Consider the following 17,922-nt stretch of genomic DNA (forward strand, 5'->3'; position numbering starts at 1 on the left):
GGGTGACAAATGAATAATTCAGCGCCTTCGGATTAGATATTCTTATCCGACCATTCTTTGGCGATCACGCCGACCACCCAATCATGAAACGCCCGGATGACGTCATCATCCTTTTTGCTGTTGCTATAGGCCAAAAAGCACTCACCGTGCTGGGTCACTTTTTCTGCCAGTGGCAACACCAAATCATCGTCACTACGCATAAATTGATAGGACGTTGGCAGGTAGCCCATGACAACGCCTACATTGCTCTTCACCGCCTCGATACTGGCTTGCACCGTACTGACCACCAACTCATTCGCAATCTCTGGCAGCAACCCCCACTGCGTTTGCCAGCGGGGCCACTGGTAGGTATCGCTGGCAATCTTGATGATCCGGCAGCCGCTAAAATCGCCCGCACTCAACCCCGGATGCTCGGCGAGGTAGCTGCGCGTGCAGATCGGCGTGAGTGAGATCTCCACCAAGGGGTGGTAGGTCAGCTCCGGCTCATTTCCACATTCATGACGGATGGCCACCGTCGCCTCCGAGCGCTCCAGATCGATTCTGGCTATATCTGAATCAATCTGAATGTTCAGGTCCGGAAACCTGGCCTGAAACTCGTGAATATTAGGAAACAGCAACAAACTGGCGATATTGGGCAGCGTATTGATCACAAAATGCCGCTTTTTCCGTTCCTTGCGCACGGCCAACGTAGCGCTGTCAATCAGGTCCAAGCCGCGCTTTACATGCAGGTAATAGCGCTTGCCTTCGGAGGTCAGAGATATTTTCCGGTTCTCGCGCTTGAACAGCGCGACGCCGAGGCTTTCTTCCAGCGCCTTGATCTGATGACTGACGGCTGGCGGGGACACAAACAGCTCGTCCGCCGCGTCCTTGAAACTTAATCGGCGCGCAGCCACTTCAAAAACACGAATCAAATTCAGTGAAGGCAAATGCGGGGTGGGCATAGCGTGGCTGCTCAGCTGTACAGAGGTTAATCAATACGAGGAAATGAGGCTGCAACAAGAGTATCGCACGGTTGCACAGTATTTCATCGATTCCGCTCCGGTGCCTGCCCGATGCGCGCCGTCTGGATCGGCTGGCGATGGCCCGACAGCGGTACCCCCCCGTATGCAGCCCTCCTGAATCACTGCCGAGTCCCATCAGCACCCGTTTGGCAGCACATGAAAATGACTAATGCCGGATTGAAATAAGTTCATTTTTACTCATTCAGCGCAACCCATAGAATGCCTGCCATCAACCAGGCGCGCAGCGACCAGCGGCGCCGGAGCACGCATTGCGCCCCCTGAACAGCTACCGATGACGTTCAGGTTTACTTCGGATATCAGGACTGCAGACGATCATGAGCACTGACTTCAGCTTTTCTATCAAGACCCTGCGTTTCGACGAACACTACCAGCCGTCTGAGAGCACCCGCATCACCACCAACTTTGCCAACCTGGCCCGGGGCGCTGACCGTGAGAACAACCTGCGCAATGCCCTGGCCATGATCAACAACCGGTTTAACGACCTGGCCAAATGGGATAACCCCAACGCCGACCGTTACGCGGTGGAACTGGACATCATCTCGGTCGAGCTGCACGTGGACGCTGCCGGCAAGGGCGATACCTTCCCGGCCATCGAGATTCTCAAGACAAACATCCTCGACAAGAAGACCGGCAACCGCATCGAAGGCATTGTCGGCAACAACTTCTCGTCCTACGTGCGCGACTATGATTTCAGCGTACTGCTGCTCGATCACAACAAAGGCAAACCCTCGTTCAGTATCCCCAAGAACTTTGGCGACCTGCACGGCAAGCTGTTCCAGTACTTCATCAACTCGGAGACCTACAAGCAGCATTTCAGCAAGCTGCCGGTCATCTGCCTGAGTGTGTCCGACAACAAGGTGTATCGGCGCACCGAGAATCAGCATCCGATCCTCGGCTTTGAGTACACGCCCAACGAGTCGTCACTGACCGAGCAGTACTTCAAGAAAATGGGCCTGCAGGTACGTTACTTCATGCCGCCGAACAGCGCAGCGCCGCTGGCGTTCTACTTCTTTGGCGACCTGCTGAACGACTACACCAACCTGGAGCTGATCAGCACCATCAGCACCATGGAGTCGTTCCAGCGCATCTACCGTCCGGAAATCTACAACGCCAACGCGGCCGCCGGCGCCTGCTACCAACCGGACCTGAAGAACCGCGACCATTCGCTGACCCAGATCGTGTATGACCGCAAGGAGCGCAGCCAGCTCGCCATCGAGCAGGGCAAGTTCACCGAAGAGCACTTCATCAAGCCTTATCAGACCGTGCTCGAGCAGTGGTCTGCCAGCTACACCCTTTAAACTACCGGACAGACGGCCGCATTGATTATGAAAAAATTGCTACCCACTTCGACCGCAGGCAGCCTGCCCAAACCCTCCTGGCTGGCCGAACCGGAAAAACTGTGGTCGCCCTGGAAGCTGCAGGGTCAGGAGCTGGTTGACGGCAAGCAGGATGCATTGCGCGTATCTCTGCAGGAGCAGCTGCACGCCGGCATTGATATCGTCAGTGACGGTGAACAGACCCGGCAGCACTTTGTCACCACCTTTATCGAGCACCTGGACGGCGTTGATTTCGAACAACGCGAGACCGTCAGAATCCGTGACCGCTACGACGCCAGCGTCCCCTCGGTCGTGGGCGCAGTCAGCCGTCCCAAATCCGTGTTTGTTGACGATGCGCGTTTCCTGCGCCAGCAAACCAGCCAGCCGATCAAGTGGGCCCTGCCCGGCCCCATGACCATGATCGACACCCTGTACGACGGCCACTACAGAAGCCGCGAAAAGCTTGCCTGGGAATTTGCCAAGATCCTCAACCAAGAAGCCCGCGAGCTGGAAGCCGCCGGCGTCGACATCATCCAGTTTGATGAGCCCGCCTTTAACGTGTTCTTTGACGAGGTCAACGACTGGGGTGTGGCGACGCTGGAGCGCGCCATCGAAGGTCTTAAGTGTGAAACCGCGGTGCACATCTGCTACGGCTATGGCATCCAGGCCAACACCGACTGGAAAAAGACCCTGGGTTCGGAGTGGCGTCAGTACGAAGAAGCGTTTCCCAAGCTGCAGAAATCCACCATCGACATGATTTCGCTGGAGTGCCACAACTCGCATGTGCCAATGGAATTGATCGAACTGGTACGCGGCAAGAAGGTCATGGTCGGCGCCATCGACGTCGCCAGCAACACCATCGAAACGCCCGAAGAGGTCGCCAGCACGCTGCGCAAGGCGCTGGAGTTTGTCGATGCCGACAAGCTCTACCCCTGTACCAATTGCGGCATGGCGCCGCTGTCCCGCGAGGTAGCCCGGGGCAAGCTGCAGGCCCTCAGTGCCGGTGCAGCCATCGTTCGCGGCGAGCTCTAATCGTGGCTCGGGAAGGGCCTGCCCGGCCGGCCCTTCCTGCCAGCACGGCCGCCGGGCATTGCGCACACCACACCCGAATTCAGGATTGACCATGTCAGGTTTCACCACGGCTATCGAGCCACTGCGCTTTCGCGAAGCGCTCGGACACTACGCCTCCGGCATCACCATCATTACCGCGCAGGACGGAGACGAACCCATCGGCTTTACCTGCCAATCCTTCTACAGCGTATCGATGAACCCGCCGCTGGTCTCCTTCAGCGTCAAGGCCGACGCTTACAGCTACCCCAAGATTCGCCGTGCAGGCCGCTTCGCTGTCAACATCCTGGCGGGCGAGCAGGCCGACATCTCCAATACCTTCGCCCGGCAGGGCGCGGACAAGTGGCGTGCGGTCGACTGGGAGCACTCGCCGCTAGGCAGCCCGCTCATCAAAGGCAGCCTGCACTGGCTGGATTGCGAGATTCATGCAGAACACCCCGCAGGAGATCATCTGATCGTCATTGGCGAGGTCAAAGCACTGAACCTGCAGCAAGCGCCAGCCAGCGCGCCACTGCTGTACTTTAAAGGCCAATACCGCGGCCTGGCCGAGCACAGCGTCGCCTGAACCCACGCGGGCAGTTTGCAGCGCCGTCCTGGGCCGGAGATAATTCCGCGCACCGACCCTTAGCGGAGCGCTACATGCAGCTGCCCCCGTCCACTACCCACTCAAGGCCCATCGCGTAATGGGCCTGCTGGCTACGGCGTTGCTGGTCGCCGGCGTACTGACCCTGCGTCTGACCTGGGGCAAGGCGCTGCGCGCCCGCGCCCTGTCGCTGGCTATCGCCTGGGGCTTGATCATGCTTGGCCACGTGACCTTTGCCAGGACCTTCGGAGCCGAAGTGGGGATTCCCGCAGCGCAGCTGGCCTGCATGCTGCTGGGATTGCTACTGGTCGTGGCCAACCTGCAACGCTCACCCCGACGGCTGCCACGCCAACGCACGGCCGTAGCCGACCCACCCGCCACCCGCGGCCGGTGACACAAATCCATGCGGTTGCTGCTCGCCGGCCCGCTGGCCGCGCTGGCTGCCCTGTCCGTTTGCATGCTGCTAGCCCGGCTGTTGCCGCCGCCAGCCATCAACAGCATTGTGATTGCCGGGCTCAGCGTTCCCCTCCTCTGGGCGACGGCGGTGTTATGAGCCGTCAGCACGCAACGTCTGCGCTGGCCCGCCACGGGGCTGCTGCTGTGCTGCGGGCTGTCGGCGACGCTGTTGCTGCTCAGGAGCGGCACCAGCCCATGAAGAACCTGCTCTCCCCGCGCCTGGTCAGCAGCATGCTGGCGGCCCACTCGCTGGTCGGCTTGCTGCTGGCCGCGCTGATTTACCTGCTGTGTCTGTCTGGCACCCTGCTGGTCATCGGCCAGGAAATTGAGCGCTGGGAAAATCCGCAGGCGCCACGGCTTGAGCAGGCCTCTGCCGACGCCATGATCCGCGCCTTGCAGGCAGGCATCACCCAGGCGCAAGAGGCCGGCACTCACGACTACGTGGTGGTCACCACACCGGCAGACGGCAGTCCGAATCTATCGCTGCGCTGGGTCGACTACCAGGCCGGCAGCGAGCAGCTGCTGCAGGTCAGCCCAACGGGCGAAGTGCTCGGTCCGCGCCACACGGGTTTCAGCCATTTTCTCGAGCATCTGCACTTCTATCTGCACCTGCCAGCCACGCCGGGCCTGACGCTGGTTGGGCTGATCGGCGTGTTAATGCTCATGGTGATCCTCTCAGGCGTGCTGGCGCATCCGCGCATCTTCCGCGATGCCTTCCGCTTTCGCCGTGGAGGTAATCCGCGCCTGGAGCAGGCTGACCTGCACAACCGGCTGAGTGTCTGGGCGTTGCCCTTCCATCTGACGGTGACCCTTACCGGCGCAATTCTCGGCCTCACCACGCTGGTTCTGGGCGCGCTGTCCTACGCCGCCTTCGACGGCGATACCCAGCGCGCACGAGCGGTTTTCGTCGGGCCGCAGGTCGCCCACAACGAGGCAGCTGCGCCGTTGCCTGCGCTGCAGCCCATTTTGCAGGACATCCAGCAGCGCTACCCGGACGCCCAGGTAGCGCGCCTGGCGATACGCGAATTTGGTACGGCCGGGCAAAGCGTACAAATCGACATCGCGCACCCCGCAGAGCTGGCACTGACTGACCGCCACATCTACAACGGCGCAGGCGAGCATCTGAGCAGTCGCAATGCCTTCGACGGCCCCTTTGGTGCGCAAGCCATCGCTGCCCTGGCACCGCTGCACTTTGGTCGTTTTGGCCAACCCTGGCTCGCGCCCCTGGTCAAGCTCAGCTATCTGCTGCTGGGCGCCGCGCTCTGTCTGATCACCACCAGCGGTGTGCGAATCTGGCTGCTGCGCCGCAGCGACAGTGGGCGCGCGGCACCCGGCTGGCAGCGCCAGTGGGATGCGGTGCTGTGGGGGCAGCCGCTGATCTACGCCCTGCTCGCGATACTGACGCTGCTGCGGCCTGAGGCGCCAACCTTGCCCGCCTGGCTGCTGTTGACCGCGAGCAGCTTGCTGATCGCGGCCGTCCCCGTCAGAGCGGACACCAGCAATCGACTGTGGCGCGTTGCGCTTAGTAGCAGTCTGCCTGTGCTGGTAGCCACGCACCTGGCAGTGCACGGCTGGCCGAAGGACCCCATAGCGCTGCTGATCAACGCCGCCCTTATGCTCTGCGCCATGCTGCTAGTGCTGCGCCTGAGGCGCAGCGCCGCCCCGAGCACGCGTTCCTCCAGCCCCCGCCGCCAGCACCCGTAACCACGACGCATCCGCGCCAGACATCAGGTGTAGCGCCGCGCGATGTTTGAGTTAGTGAAGCGCGATATTTTGACGGATTGCTCTCTTGCGCTCTGCGCAAAGAAATTTCAACTTGGCGGGTTGAGCTTAGGGTCAGGATGCCCAGGTATATATACTTCATAGGTGCTACCTGACAGCTGGGCCCGATAGAGTGGGATTTCCTTGTCGGTATCCTGTTCCGCTTTGGTGACCGCCAGTTTGAGTTTCTCGAACATCTCATCGCTCATTCTCGCGCCGGCGGTCACAGAGTTCAGGAACAGCTGTCGAGAATAAGGGTGAATACCAGGACCGCGCCTTACATCCAGAGTGCGCTCCTCCTCTTCATACTCCCAGTCGCGACTCTTGGTCAGGAACACATCTTCAAAGTCGGGCTTCACCGCACCCCACTCCAGCCTGGGTCTCTCGTCCGCATACCTGACCGGAAGAGGCATAAACTCGGTTAGATCCAGATACGGTGCATCCATACTGATACTGAACTCCACCAAAAAGCCTGTATGGTTCTTTGCGTAGTGGGCCCACATTAGCTGGCTTGAAGGATTGCGGCTGAGGCAAAAGATACCCGCTTGGGCCCCAAGCTGTTCTGTCCATGCGCCTGAATCGACGGCCCGCAATATGTTGGCAACCCACTTTCCTTTCTGTTGGATGCGCTTTGCTGGGCTCAAACCTTTGGAGTCACCAACTCTCTTTACCAAGTCCGGCCGCCGACTAAAAATATCGGTCATGCTTTCCCTGTCATAAGCAGGAGAACAGTCAAACGGATCATTAAAATCCGAGGGCCGCGAAAAGCTAAGCGTGCCCTCGGTGATGATCTTGAGATTGTCGTCAGTCATTTCCCTGTATTTATAGCGATACAGGACATCCGCATTGTCGTCTTCCATCCATTTCTCCATTCCGGTGCCATACGAGCGCCAGATTAGCCCAGTAGGCTTCGCGCTAACATACCTACTGAAGACGACTACGCCTGAACGGTCGCCCGTCTTCATTGCGTGCTCACAGCGTGTATGTCCTCTCCTCACCAGACGCCCAGCCAGTCTGATCTGTAACCACGTGGGCATCAGACCAGACCACACCATCGTCCGAGTACTGCAGTACCCACGCCTTGGGCGTTCTAGTGGTCCATGCACCGCCGCCCAACACCTGAACCGAGTAGCTAGCCAACTCAACAGCGGCAGGCATTTCATAACTGAGCCAAATAGGCAGCGGGGTGCCGTTCTGCGATACAAACCGTGTCGACGTTTCGCCGTCGAATGCTGCGGCGGGCAGGTAAGGTGCGCCGGCCGTTGAACTTGCCGCCGCAGTGCCACCTACGGCCATGTTCGTGTCAGATGCGTCCAACAGCTTTAGCTCGGCTATGGCCACGTAATAATCTGCCGCCCCGTTGTTCTCTGTCACATACAAGCGCCAGAACTGATGCGCGCCGACGCCTGCAGGCGGGGCAAGAGCGACGCGGTGGGTGTGGCGCTGGGGGCTTTCAAGGCCGTCTCGTACCGCCCACAGCTCAACATCGACCTCGACGCCCTGGTACTCGGTCGATAGCGTCAGCTCTGTGCCGGCAACGCCGGATGCAGAGTCCAGCACCGTTGCCGTGTCCGCCAGCAGCATTCGCGCGCTGTAGGTTGTTCCAGGCTCCGGCCCAACAGTGCCAAACGCGGTATCGATCAGTTGATCTGCCTGCATCAGCCGGTCTCTGTGCGCCCAGCTCAGCACCAGCTCGCTGCCGCTCTCGACTGGGTATGCCTCGCCGTTGATCAGGAACTGGCCCGGCGGATAAGGTCGTCCCTGGCGCGCCTGCAGGGTCTGTGTGAGCGTGCCGGCCAGCTCTGGGGCCAGGCGGCCGCTTGATGTGTTGGTCAGCAGCTGCGCCTGCATCGTCGTGCCCAGGGAATAGGCGGTTTCGTCGAGGCCGGTCCAGTCCTCATAGAACCAGATCCGGGTGCCGGCAGCATGGTCAGCGGGTACCGTGTCAACGCAGCCGCGCGCGATGGTGACTGCACCCGTCTCCGGGTCGATGGCGTCGATGCGCACAATCTCCTCGCCCAGCAGCGCAGCAGTACCGGTTACGACGTCGTCCAGGCGGGTGGCGCTGTTGAGGGTGATCTCAGTAGCCAGCTTGTTGATCGCCGCTGCGAGCACGCCGGAGGGGCACCAATCTGCGATGCCCTGGTTGATGAACTCCCCGCTGGCACCAACGCGGGTGGTCAAGCTGTAGTTGAGAGACATCATCGACGGCGCGCTGGCCAGGCTGCCGAGGTAGGCGGCGGACACATCGATCAACTGCAGGTTGGCCGGGTCCACACGCTGAACCAGGTCGCGCCAGGTGGCCTCCATCAGTTGACTGATGACAACGGGTTGCGGCGTGCGATCGGGCGGCTGCCAACCTGCCGGCGGCACGCCAACAAAGGAAGTGCTGGGCAGGCCGAACAGATCCTGCACCACGGTGACGGTAATACGGCCATTGGTGAGCAGCCCGTCCTCAATCTTGCCCACACGCACAACCACCTGCTCGATGCCACGGCGTAGTGAGCGGATGCGGATCGGGTCGCCCAGGTTCAGATCGCGGCCGCGACGGTCGAGTACGACCTTGAAGCGGCGCAGCCCCCCGGTTTCAATGCGCATGTCGCGCTCCAACAACCGGCCAGCAATCTCGGCTGTAGGCGCGCCCAGGTAGTCGACCGTTTTAGGGGCGCGCTTGCCACGCGCCGATATGGCGGCGTTGACGCCGCGTACGGTCTTCTTTTCACCATCTATCGCATCAATGTAATTGACCACCATCGCCGACGGCATGTCGTCGACCGATGGAGCTTCATTCTCCAGCTCTTCGAGCAGCCCGCTGTCCTCATCAAACAGTGGCAGCTCGGCAGGGTCGTAGTCATCCCGTAACAGGCGGATGCTGCACAGCCCGGTTGTGCGGTGGTTAAACACCTCGGCGCCAACGTGCGCCTCAATAACATCCGTGAACGCCTTGAAGGTATCGCCCCGGTGCCACTCGATGCACAGCCCAAGCCCCTCGGCATAGCAGGTATCGGCAGCCGCTCGCCAGGCCGCATCGTCCATGATTGACCGGCTCCAACCTCGGAACAGCCGGCTAGTGCGGATCTGATACAGGATATGCACCGGGTTCATGGCCTTGATCTCGCCATCGGCCAGCCAGATGAACTGCTTTTCCGGGTACCAGGGCGCCTCCTGGCCCCACAGCCGGTTGCCGCCTCGGCGCAGCACCTCCCATGGCTTGGGGTACGGGTTGCCTGTCGTAATCAGGCCACTATAAAAAGCCGAGGTGAACCCTCTGAAGGCGGGCGCCACACCGCCCAGCATTGCGGCTAGCTTGGGCAGGACGCCCTGGGTTTCTTCGCCGAACATCACATCCATCCGGCCCTGCAGGCCGCCTTCACCTTCATCGCCACCGAACAGCTCCGGCGCGTCGATAAAGATCTGGCCGTTATCGGTAATTGAGCCGCGCCACGCCTGCTTGTCGCTCGCGCGGATCTCTACCAGTTCATCAAGCGGCAGTCCCAGCCCCATGTGAATGTCGAAGTAGTACCGGGTAACCCGCGGCTTGCTGCTACTGCTGCCCATGGAGTGCCTCCGCGTGTTCCACCAGGTGCAAAGCCAACGCGTCGCCGGTTGCGCGCAATTGCTCGCTGTCGATGCCTGAACGGAGAAAGGCCAGCCAGTCCAGCCCATGGCGTGCGAAGAACACCCGGCTCTGGCTATGGCAGTAGCCTTGGCGGCCGTTCCAGGTAGGTACCGAGTGCAGGTGGTCGATAGTGATGATCACTTTTTGCCCCCGCCAATCTTCACTCGCCGCGTGCGGTAGTTACCGACTGTCAGGCACATCCAGCTTTTGCTCCAGCACTGACCGAACACGGCCGTTTTTGGCTCACCCTCTTCAAACAGGGGGAAGTCAAAGTCCTCAAATGCCGCCGGCTTCTGCTGCGGCGGTTTGGGCGCGAGCGCAACCGATAGGACGTAGGACGCAACCATAATTGCGATTTGGACCCACATAGCAGTACTCCTTACCAGACGGCGTTGCCATCGAATGGACTGCGGCGCTCCAGATCAGGAATGCCGCGAAACCGGTCACTGTTTGCATACTTATCGGTGCAGGTGCCGAACAGAAAGTCGCAGCCAGGCAGCACTCGCAGTCGCAGTGTTGCCGATGCCGGAATACCGGCGGTGCCGCCCAGCAACCGCAACTCGGTACCCACATGCCGATCGATGTGCCGGCGGTCGTACTCCCCTGAGCCAATCGGCCACTCAACCCACCCGGCCATAAACCAGCCGTCCGGGTACCCGGCAGCCGCAGCGCACTGAACAGCCGCCCCATCCATGGACTGAATGGTCATCGAAACCCGGTGGGCGGTCAGATCCACGCCGCAGCGCTCGTCACCCAGGGTTGCCGTGCAAAACTGGGAATACGCATCATCCAGGCCAGGCTGGCCCATCTCGGCATCACGGCTGACGCAAGTAATGCGGCAACGATCCAGCGCTGGCCAGTTCACAGACTGGATGCGCCCGGCCCACCTCAAACGGGGGTCGTTGTCGCCGTAGTGCATGTCAAATACAGTCAGTTCTATCTGATCGCTTGGGCAGCCTGTGCGCCACGGCTGCGCGACCTCAATGTCTGCCGGCGCAGTCACAACGAACTTGTCAGCAGTAGCATCGCCAGTGAACTTGGCACCGGCATCGGTCACGCCGCCGCTGAGCGAGCGATAGACCTCCGAGCCAACTGTGATATCGCGGTCTGCGCTGCAGTACAGCCAGCGCAGCACGCCTCGGCTGAATCGATACAGGGCCACAGGCTGGGCGGCATCAATAGACTGTTCGTAGCTATTGAAGGTCATCGTCGCGCACCCCTCTGAATGTCACCTGTGCAGCGGCGGCACCCTCGCTGTCGGTTATGTGATCTAGCGTCACTCGGTCAGCGCTGCCTCGTGACAACACCAGCCAGCAGACGCGAGCGATCGCCGAAGGGGCCACGGTAACGCCCAGCGCCGAGTCAATGGCGAGTCGCTCGACCTCTGCATCAATCTCGCTGGCACCGGTGATGCGGCGATATAGCACCTGGCCATCTACCAGCTCGATGCGGATATCCCGCCGTCCCACGCGCTGCAGACCAAACCGGCTGTAACCTACGTTGGCAACGTCGATGGTCAGCGAGGTATCGGTCGTTGCTGCAACAACGGTCAGGTCATCGGCGTGGGTCGGTACCCATACCGCCCGCTGCCGGCCGCGCAGGTAGTAGAGCAGCGAGCGCAGCCAGGCGCGCTCGGCGCGCCCTAGATCCACCCAGCGCCAGTCGGTGATTGGCATCGCGCGTCCGGCGACGTCGGTTACCAGCGGCAGAGCGGTACGGCTGTCCAGTGTCAGCAGCAGGCGCTCAAACTGATGCGTCAGATCCTCGGTCTCGTCCGGCCGCAGCTCAAGCACCGGCCAGCCCCGGTAGGCCGGCAACTCCGCGACGTCGAGCGCTGGCCAGTCACATGCCTCCATCACTTGAAACGTCACGTCCGCCTGCATCAGTTGGTCAGTCAAGCGCACCAGGTCAGGCTGCTGCATCAACTGGGCTGTGCGAACAGGATAAAGCCGGGTGCCCACCGGCCAGGCCTGCAGGGTTGGTCGCTTCAGGGTGAGCCCGCCAGCGTCTACTGAATCAATCTCCACCACCTCAGAATGAAACGCCGTTTCAGCGCGCAGCATCGCCAGGCCACCCGCGCGAAAATCCAGATATTCAGTAGCGCAGGGAATACTCAGCGACTCTGCCGGCACATCTACGCCCAGCCGTTGGATATCCGGCCAGATGGGCAGCGCCCAGATCCTGCTGCCCCAGCCAAACAGCGCCAGGTCCAGCAGCTGGCGCTCGCGGCCTTCCACGTACATAGGCGCGCTCAGTTCACGGCGCGGGGCCGTGCGCAGCGCGCGGCGCTGCTCGGCCTGGCTTTCTGATGCCAGCACATCGGTCAGCCACTCCAGCTGCTCCTGCACCCCCTGACCCCAATCAGGTGCAAACGCCCAGGCAATGATGCGGTTGGCGGTGATACGCAGGCCGGGCTGCTCTCCGTTGGCAAATACCCAGCTCAGCAGCGTGTCGAGCACTGGCTGCCCATCTGGGGTGACTGATACTTGGTATTCGCGCTCCTGCAGGGCGGTGAACAGCAGCGGCGGTGCGGGCTGACCGGAGACGTCCAGCCCCTCGTCCAGCCCGCCGATTTCGCTCAGCGACTGCGGTACCAGGTGCGCGTTCCAGATGAAAACCGACATGGTCTGGGTGGATGCTACGTTGCCTAGGTCCAGCTGCTGCGGGCTGCTGTGAACGCGGTGGTAATAGTCGTCCGAGAAACGGCGCTGTAGCTGGCCACCAAGCACCCTCTGCTGCGGCGCGCTAACCGGCAGTTGACGGGTGAGCGGCTGGGCAGGCCGGCGCTGCATGGCCGACTCGGCCGGCGGCCAGCCGACGATAGCATCGGGGTCCAGGCTGTCCACATCCCCGCTGATATAGGGATTGTCTGAGAGCGCCAGACCTTGAGGAACCCATCCAGTCAGCAGCATGTCATGGCCCGTCGTATCTGATGGCCATACCGAATGCACCGGTGTGCGCCTCGTTGGTTACCGAGGTCACGCCGGGCACCCGGCGATAAAACGGGTAAACGCGCCATTGCTCGCCGCCCATCGCGATGATCTGGCCGGCCTCCAGATTGTCGACGCGCACGTAGCGGGCATGCGCCAGGTCTGCAACCTTCGATACCTTGCTCTCTGCTCTGACCAGCACTGGCTGGATCGGTAGCAGCGCTGCCTGCTGATTCCAGCCAACGCTGCGCACCAGGAGTGGGCTAAGGGGCACGTTCGCGTGAATCGTGTTGATGAGGCTGTGAGAGTTGCTGTTGGCGCTGGGCCACGGCCAAAGGTTGCCGTCAAAGCCTGTGCAAACGGCATTATTCTGGCTGTCTGCACTCTGGCTGCCACCGCTTCCACTACCGTTTCCGTTCCACAACAGGCCTGCAGAGGTCTGGGAGTCAGAAGTATCATCTGTGCCGCGTGTCCCGCCCCCACCTAGAGCGCTGATTCTGATGCCTGCATTGTTAGGCCCACGCAAACGCCGACTGATTGCCGATAGCCACAGCCCTGACCCTGGCAGGTCGAGTGTTGACACCCCAAACGCGCACCATAGGTAGTAGTCCACGCTGTAGCGCACGACGAAATACACCTCGTCCGGGTCGGAGTGGATATGCACGTAATAATCGACGGGCCAAACCACCTGGTTGAGCAACCGGCTGGGGCAGCCGAGGCGCGGCATCTGGGGGGATGGGTCAGTCAATACCGCGGCGGCTTGGCCGGTGCCGCCCTGCAGCAAAATACCTTCACCCTCCGAAAACGTCTCCGGGCTGCGCACCCATAGCTTCACGAATGCCGTGCCTTTGCTCAGGATGCCGTCATTCCACGCCCAGCCCTCGTCGGTACAAGCGGACACCAAGGCACTCAAAAGGTCGCCCCATGAGGCTGCGCTGCCGTTCACGTAAGCCATTAGCTATCCATCCTCAATGCGACGTAGTCGTTGAACCCGGTGCGCCAGGCGTCCTGCAGCACCACCCATGTCTCGCCGCCAATCACGAGAGTGTTTTCGGTTGCGTTGTCGAATCCGGTGATGTGGGCAACGCCATCCAGCTCACCCAAATCGCCCAGGGTGTCCGAACTCAGGGCGATGTTGTTCAGCGCATAGTTGTCATTGGAATCGCGCTCTTGCGTGGTTGCGCCGGCCAACCACGGGTTTGCATACGGCCAGCAGTCGGGCTGGTGCCACACGCCATCGTTGAACAGCACCCGCATGTTGGCTCCACCTCTGAACGGCATCGAATGACCGGTATCAGAAAACCGGGTCGCCGGGGTGCCGTTCAGCATGCCGCCTACCGCCAGTGGATAGGGGTACTGGCTCGGCCTGGCATAGGGTAAGTACTTGCCGGCATAGCCCAGCTCATAAACCGGCGTCCCCACCTTCATGCCCAGCACAATGCGTTGCGGGTTTAGGGTCAGCCAGTAGTCAACACGCTGGTTGTGGCAGGGAATGCCAGAGAGCATCGCCCCCGGCTGGCTATCAAACGGGTTACCCGGCACGTAGCCGGTGAAGCCGGCCGCGCACAGGTTGTAGTAGTCAGCGGCTGCATTCTGGTAGGTACGAAACCCGACGAATATCTCCTCTTCGCCGCTGTAGCCAGCACCCTTGAGAATAAGCTCGCGGTTATCCGGCGCGGTGTCGTAGCGCAGCACCGTCCAGCCGTTGTCTGCAGCAAAGTCGCGGATCTGCTCCAGCATCGCGTAGTGCGCAAGCTGGCTGGTGTTATCGACGTATCCGATATCGTGTGGCATTTAAAGCTCCAGTAGCTGGCGAATGGTGGCCTTGTCTTCCTGCACGACGCTGAGGAACTTCTCGCGGCCCTGACGGCTCCACGCGCCATTGACGATGAACTGTTCCGGCACCCCGACGAATACGTCGACGTTGTTCTGCAGCTGCGTGCCCTCGGCTCGGCCTGTCTCGGCAAGCTGGCCCGCGTTCATGACGGGCGACGGCATGGCAGGCGCCGGCACTCCGGCCAAGCCGCCGGTAGCCTGGCCGACCGCAAAGTGGTCATGTAGCGCTGCCCAGCCTCGGGCGTTGATGTCCTCCAGCAGCGGCAGCATGCCGGGCTGGTTCACCACGGCAGCGCGGGTAACAAACTCTTCATTTGAGAGCCAGGTAGCGATGCTGTCGCTGGTGCCGGTACCGGGGCCGAGCACCTGGCCACCGGCCGCCCGCATCTTGCCGGCCTTAACCAGAGAGCCTGCCGCTCCCGCGCCACCCAGCCCGCCACCGAATGACGAAAACAACGCGCCCATGGCTGCGTTGGCCAGCTGGTTGGCAGCCATCTGCGCCATGGCCTGGATAACTGTTTGAGCCAGGGACTGAATCGCGCCGCGCAGGTCCATGGTGCCGGTGGCCAGCCCGGTCAGTGCGTTGGCCAGGCCGTCCTCCAGTCCGCCGCGCAGCGTCTCAACCAGCAGGCTGGTGGTGGACTGCAGCCGGATCATCTGGTTATCAATCTCGGCAAGCACGGCCGTGGCCGCCTCACCAATTGCATCGGGCATGCTCGCCATGTCGTCCAGCATCGGCCGGATGCGCTCCAGCTCGTCAGCGGTAGCGCGGTGCAATTCCAGCAGCTGCTCGCGGGCCGCGACCTCAGACAGCAGTCCCGCGTCCTGCTGCACGTTGATGGATTGCTCGTCGCGCTGTTGTCGGGCGAGTACCTCATCGATCTGCCGCTCCAGCTCCTGCAGCTGGGCCTGCGCTGATTCCACACCGATCAGCTTGTCTACTAGGGTGGCTGAGTCAGTTTCGCCACGCTCCAACAGCCGATCGCGCAGGGCGCCGTACTTGCGCTCAATTTCGGCCTCGGTCGCTTCGACGGCGTTACCAGTGGCCTTGAGGTAATCCAGCTGCAGCTGGGTCAGTAGTTGGGTGTCGCGCTTGGCTTGTTCATCGGATGCCTTCTGCCGCTCGGCAGCATCCAGCGCCTCCCACGCGGCCTCGGCCCGCTCGCGCATGGCGCCGGTCAGGTTGCGCTGCTCCAGCTCGTACTCGCGGGTCGCGGCTTTGCCTTGGCCGAAGGTGGCGGCTTCCTTCTCCAGCTGCTCGACCCAGCGGCGGTTCTGCTCGGCCAGACGCTCGGCGTCGGACGTGCCCGAGCCACCGGTGGATTGAAAGCGCTTTTCAATGGCGGCAATGTCGCGGGCGACCAGGTCAGGAGAAATAGAAGGGTCGTTCGGGTCAGCGGCGCGAATGCGCTCGACTTTGGCCCGGTATTCCGCGATGGCCTTTTCACGCTGCTCAACGCGGGTGAGTGATTGCTCGCGGAGGTCCGCGATGAATTCCTGGGCCTCGATGGCTTCGTTGTTTAGGCGTCGTTCTTCGCCCTCGCGTTCAGCCCGCGCATCACGCTCCTGGATATCCAGGCGCAGTTGCTCGCGCTGAGCCTCCAGTTCGTCGTCGCGGCTAGTACGAACACGGAATGCCATCGGGTTGGGAGTAGCATTGCGGGCGCGCTGCTCGATCTCACGCTCGACCTTGGCCAGCTGCTGTTCAAGTGTGGCCTCGCGGCCAATGCCCAGCATCGCGTCCCAGGACTCCGCCGCGATCGACTTGATGCCGCGCCATGCGGTTTCAATCAGCCCAAGGTTCTCCACCACCTGGCCTGCACGGCTTTGCATGGTGTTGGAGTAGGTATCCATCGCCAGGCGCACTGCGCCAATCTCGTCGCCCTGGTCTTTGAGGGAGCGGATCTGCTGCATGACGGAGGCAGTAAGGAAGCCGTACTGCTCATTCAGCTTGATGATGCCCTGCACCGGATCGCGCGCGAGGCTCTCGTATTCTTCGACCGTCTCCTCGACCGCCTTACCCAGCGCGATCTGCAACTGGATGGCGGTCTGGGCTACCTGCTCCAGTTGATCACCTGCCAGCTTGCCCGATCGAGCGGCAGTAGCCAGTGCAGCGGCGGCCTGGCGCTGGGTACCCGCTATGCCGTCAATACGCTCTGCCATGGCAGCCAGCTGGTCGGAGCTGGTGCCGGCTGCGTTTCCAGTGAGAATCAGCGCCTCGCGGTACCGGCGCGCCTCTGCAGCGCCTTGCTCATGAGCAACAACAAGCCCTATAGCCGCTGCGGCAGCAGCGCCAATCGCCAGTGTCATCGGGTTAATTGAAGAGACGACCGCTCGGGCCGCTGGGCCGATACCGCCGAAGCTGTCCTTGATCTGGCCGCCTTGCTGGATAGCCACCATCCATACGGGCATGCCGGTTGCCAGGCTGGTGGTGACGTCGGTGAGCTGCATTGGCAGCTGACGCATCGCCTGCTGATACTGGCGGGTGGTGAGGGCCGCGCGGCCGGTCATGTCTGAGGCCGCTGCTAGGCGGTTGCGGTTCTCTGCCAGCTTGGTGTTGTAGACAGACCAGGTCTCGGTATCGATGCGCCCGGCGCGGTGCGCCTGGGCCAGTTGGCGCTCCATGGCATCGAGCCGGTCCAGTTCACGAACCACCGGGTCAATACGGCCCAGCAGATCGGTCAGCTCCTGCGCCTGCTCGTCGGCAGCAGTGGCGGCCGTGCGCGTCGAGGTTGCGACCTTTTCCTGGGCTGAAGCTGTCGAGGTCGCCCCTCGCTCTGCTTGGTGGTAAGCGTTCATTGCTGCCGTCTGTGCGGCAGCGACCTTTGCCGACGAAGCGTCAGCCCGGTCCAATGCGGTACTCATTTGCACAGCGCTTTGCGCTGCCTGCTCGTGGGCATTCGCTTGCGCCAGGCTGGCGTCCACCATCATGCGAATCCGCAGCGCTTGCTGCTCGGCAGATTCACCCACCTTGGCTAGGTCTGAAGCGGTGGCTTCAGCGGACTCACCGACCTTAGCTATATCAATTGCGGCGGTGTCTGCGACGGAGCCAGCATCGCCCAAGGCGTTACTCAGTTCATCGCCAAGGACTTTCACACGGGGAGCCACCCGATCAGCAGATTCTCCCACCTTCGACAGGTCTGTCGCTGCCGTACCAGCAGCACTTCCGGTGTTGGTCAGCTCCTGCGAAAACTCCTGCAGCTCGGCCTTGCCCTGGTCAAGGTCGGCTTTGATTCGGAGGGCTATTTCGAGGTCTTTGTTCGACATGGGCGCATGGGTCTGAGGAAGTTCAGTCCCATGGTCGCGCGCGCGTGATGAGATGTATTTTTGC

The 17,922-nt window shown here is 61.6% G+C and carries 15 protein-coding genes; 6 read left to right on the forward strand and 9 right to left on the reverse strand.

Features of this window, described 5'->3' with window-relative positions; translation table 11 throughout:
• Positions 1-32: 32 nt before the first annotated feature.
• Positions 33-941 (reverse strand): LysR family transcriptional regulator, encoded by a 909-nt coding sequence (locus CNQ84_RS02175; RefSeq protein WP_096003266.1) that lies wholly within the window; start codon positions 939-941, stop codon positions 33-35.
• A gap of 395 nt (positions 942-1,336) precedes the next feature.
• Here CNQ84_RS02175 and CNQ84_RS02180 point away from each other — a divergent pair, with 395 nt between their 5' ends.
• The 6 genes from CNQ84_RS02180 (at position 1,337) to CNQ84_RS02200 (ending at position 6,149) form a co-directional block, all read left to right on the forward strand.
• Entirely contained in the window at positions 1,337-2,320 is a 984-nt protein-coding gene (locus CNQ84_RS02180; protein ID WP_096003267.1) for a DUF1852 domain-containing protein, read from the forward strand.
• A gap of 27 nt (positions 2,321-2,347) precedes the next feature.
• Positions 2,348-3,370, forward strand: coding sequence for a methionine synthase (locus CNQ84_RS02185; RefSeq protein ID WP_096003268.1), 1,023 nt, complete (start codon positions 2,348-2,350; stop codon positions 3,368-3,370).
• Between the two features lie 91 nt (positions 3,371-3,461).
• A complete protein-coding gene (locus CNQ84_RS02190; RefSeq protein WP_096003269.1) occupies positions 3,462-3,971 on the forward strand; it encodes a flavin reductase family protein in 510 nt (169 codons plus the stop codon).
• 118 nt (positions 3,972-4,089) lie between these two features.
• Entirely contained in the window at positions 4,090-4,383 is a 294-nt protein-coding gene (locus CNQ84_RS02195; protein ID WP_096003270.1) for a hypothetical protein, read from the forward strand.
• Between the two features lie 9 nt (positions 4,384-4,392).
• Entirely contained in the window at positions 4,393-4,542 is a 150-nt protein-coding gene (locus CNQ84_RS20460; protein ID WP_165771201.1) for a hypothetical protein, read from the forward strand.
• Positions 4,539-6,149, forward strand: coding sequence for a PepSY-associated TM helix domain-containing protein (locus CNQ84_RS02200; RefSeq protein WP_096003271.1), 1,611 nt, complete (start codon positions 4,539-4,541; stop codon positions 6,147-6,149). The genes CNQ84_RS20460 and CNQ84_RS02200 overlap by 4 nt, the downstream gene beginning before the upstream one ends.
• 107 nt (positions 6,150-6,256) lie before the next feature.
• On the opposite strand, the gene CNQ84_RS02205 is transcribed toward CNQ84_RS02200, so the two are convergent.
• The 8 genes from CNQ84_RS02205 to CNQ84_RS02245 all read right to left on the reverse strand — a co-directional run bounded on the left by CNQ84_RS02205 (position 6,257) and on the right by CNQ84_RS02245 (position 17,858).
• Positions 6,257-7,066, reverse strand: a complete 810-nt coding sequence (locus CNQ84_RS02205) for a DUF2971 domain-containing protein (RefSeq protein ID WP_165771202.1) — start codon at positions 7,064-7,066, stop codon at positions 6,257-6,259.
• A 112-nt stretch (positions 7,067-7,178) separates the two neighbouring features.
• Positions 7,179-9,764, reverse strand: a complete 2,586-nt coding sequence (locus CNQ84_RS02210) for a discoidin domain-containing protein (protein WP_096003273.1) — start codon at positions 9,762-9,764, stop codon at positions 7,179-7,181.
• Positions 9,751-9,966, reverse strand: a complete 216-nt coding sequence (locus CNQ84_RS02215) for a hypothetical protein (protein WP_096003274.1) — start codon at positions 9,964-9,966, stop codon at positions 9,751-9,753. The genes CNQ84_RS02210 and CNQ84_RS02215 overlap by 14 nt, the downstream gene beginning before the upstream one ends.
• Before the next feature lie 238 nt (positions 9,967-10,204).
• Positions 10,205-11,032 carry a phage BR0599 family protein gene (locus CNQ84_RS02225; RefSeq protein WP_096003276.1) on the reverse strand — a complete coding sequence of 276 codons (828 nt, stop codon included), beginning with the start codon at positions 11,030-11,032 and terminating at the stop codon, positions 10,205-10,207.
• Positions 11,019-12,737 (reverse strand): hypothetical protein, encoded by a 1,719-nt coding sequence (locus CNQ84_RS02230; protein WP_096003277.1) that lies wholly within the window; start codon positions 12,735-12,737, stop codon positions 11,019-11,021. The genes CNQ84_RS02225 and CNQ84_RS02230 overlap by 14 nt, the downstream gene beginning before the upstream one ends.
• A 1-nt stretch (position 12,738) precedes the next feature.
• Positions 12,739-13,710 (reverse strand): hypothetical protein, encoded by a 972-nt coding sequence (locus CNQ84_RS02235; RefSeq protein ID WP_096003278.1) that lies wholly within the window; start codon positions 13,708-13,710, stop codon positions 12,739-12,741.
• The gene (locus CNQ84_RS02240) at positions 13,710-14,549 is read right to left on the reverse strand and encodes a hypothetical protein (protein ID WP_096003279.1); all 840 of its coding nucleotides are present in this window, start codon (positions 14,547-14,549) and stop codon (positions 13,710-13,712) included. The genes CNQ84_RS02235 and CNQ84_RS02240 overlap by 1 nt, the downstream gene beginning before the upstream one ends.
• Positions 14,550-17,858, reverse strand: coding sequence for a phage tail length tape measure family protein (locus CNQ84_RS02245; protein WP_096003280.1), 3,309 nt, complete (start codon positions 17,856-17,858; stop codon positions 14,550-14,552).
• Positions 17,859-17,922: the final 64 nt, after the last annotated feature.

It is taken from the genome of Pseudomonas abyssi, assembly GCF_002307495.1.
Classification (GTDB): Bacteria; Pseudomonadota; Gammaproteobacteria; order Pseudomonadales; family Pseudomonadaceae; genus Halopseudomonas; species Halopseudomonas abyssi.

What these genes read in the sequence shown, in the direction of transcription:
- CNQ84_RS02185 (WP_096003268.1), top strand. Translation starts at nt 2,348, where the DNA reads ATGAAAAAATTGCTACCCACTTCGACCGCAGGCAGCCTGCCCAAACCC.
- CNQ84_RS02200 (WP_096003271.1), top strand. Translation starts at nt 4,539, where the DNA reads ATGAGCCGTCAGCACGCAACGTCTGCGCTGGCCCGCCACGGGGCTGCT.
- CNQ84_RS02240 (WP_096003279.1), bottom strand. Translation starts at nt 14,549, where the DNA reads ATGCCACACGATATCGGATACGTCGATAACACCAGCCAGCTTGCGCAC.
- CNQ84_RS02230 (WP_096003277.1), bottom strand. Translation starts at nt 12,737, where the DNA reads ATGCTGCTGACTGGATGGGTTCCTCAAGGTCTGGCGCTCTCAGACAAT.
- CNQ84_RS02195 (WP_096003270.1), top strand. Translation starts at nt 4,090, where the DNA reads ATGGGCCTGCTGGCTACGGCGTTGCTGGTCGCCGGCGTACTGACCCTG.
- CNQ84_RS02210 (WP_096003273.1), bottom strand. Translation starts at nt 9,764, where the DNA reads ATGGGCAGCAGTAGCAGCAAGCCGCGGGTTACCCGGTACTACTTCGAC.
- CNQ84_RS02225 (WP_096003276.1), bottom strand. Translation starts at nt 11,032, where the DNA reads ATGACCTTCAATAGCTACGAACAGTCTATTGATGCCGCCCAGCCTGTG.
- CNQ84_RS02180 (WP_096003267.1), top strand. Translation starts at nt 1,337, where the DNA reads ATGAGCACTGACTTCAGCTTTTCTATCAAGACCCTGCGTTTCGACGAA.
- CNQ84_RS20460 (WP_165771201.1), top strand. Translation starts at nt 4,393, where the DNA reads ATGCGGTTGCTGCTCGCCGGCCCGCTGGCCGCGCTGGCTGCCCTGTCC.
- CNQ84_RS02190 (WP_096003269.1), top strand. Translation starts at nt 3,462, where the DNA reads ATGTCAGGTTTCACCACGGCTATCGAGCCACTGCGCTTTCGCGAAGCG.
- CNQ84_RS02175 (WP_096003266.1), bottom strand. Translation starts at nt 941, where the DNA reads ATGCCCACCCCGCATTTGCCTTCACTGAATTTGATTCGTGTTTTTGAA.
- CNQ84_RS02245 (WP_096003280.1), bottom strand. Translation starts at nt 17,858, where the DNA reads ATGTCGAACAAAGACCTCGAAATAGCCCTCCGAATCAAAGCCGACCTT.
- CNQ84_RS02205 (WP_165771202.1), bottom strand. Translation starts at nt 7,066, where the DNA reads ATGGAAGACGACAATGCGGATGTCCTGTATCGCTATAAATACAGGGAA.
- CNQ84_RS02235 (WP_096003278.1), bottom strand. Translation starts at nt 13,710, where the DNA reads ATGGCTTACGTGAACGGCAGCGCAGCCTCATGGGGCGACCTTTTGAGT.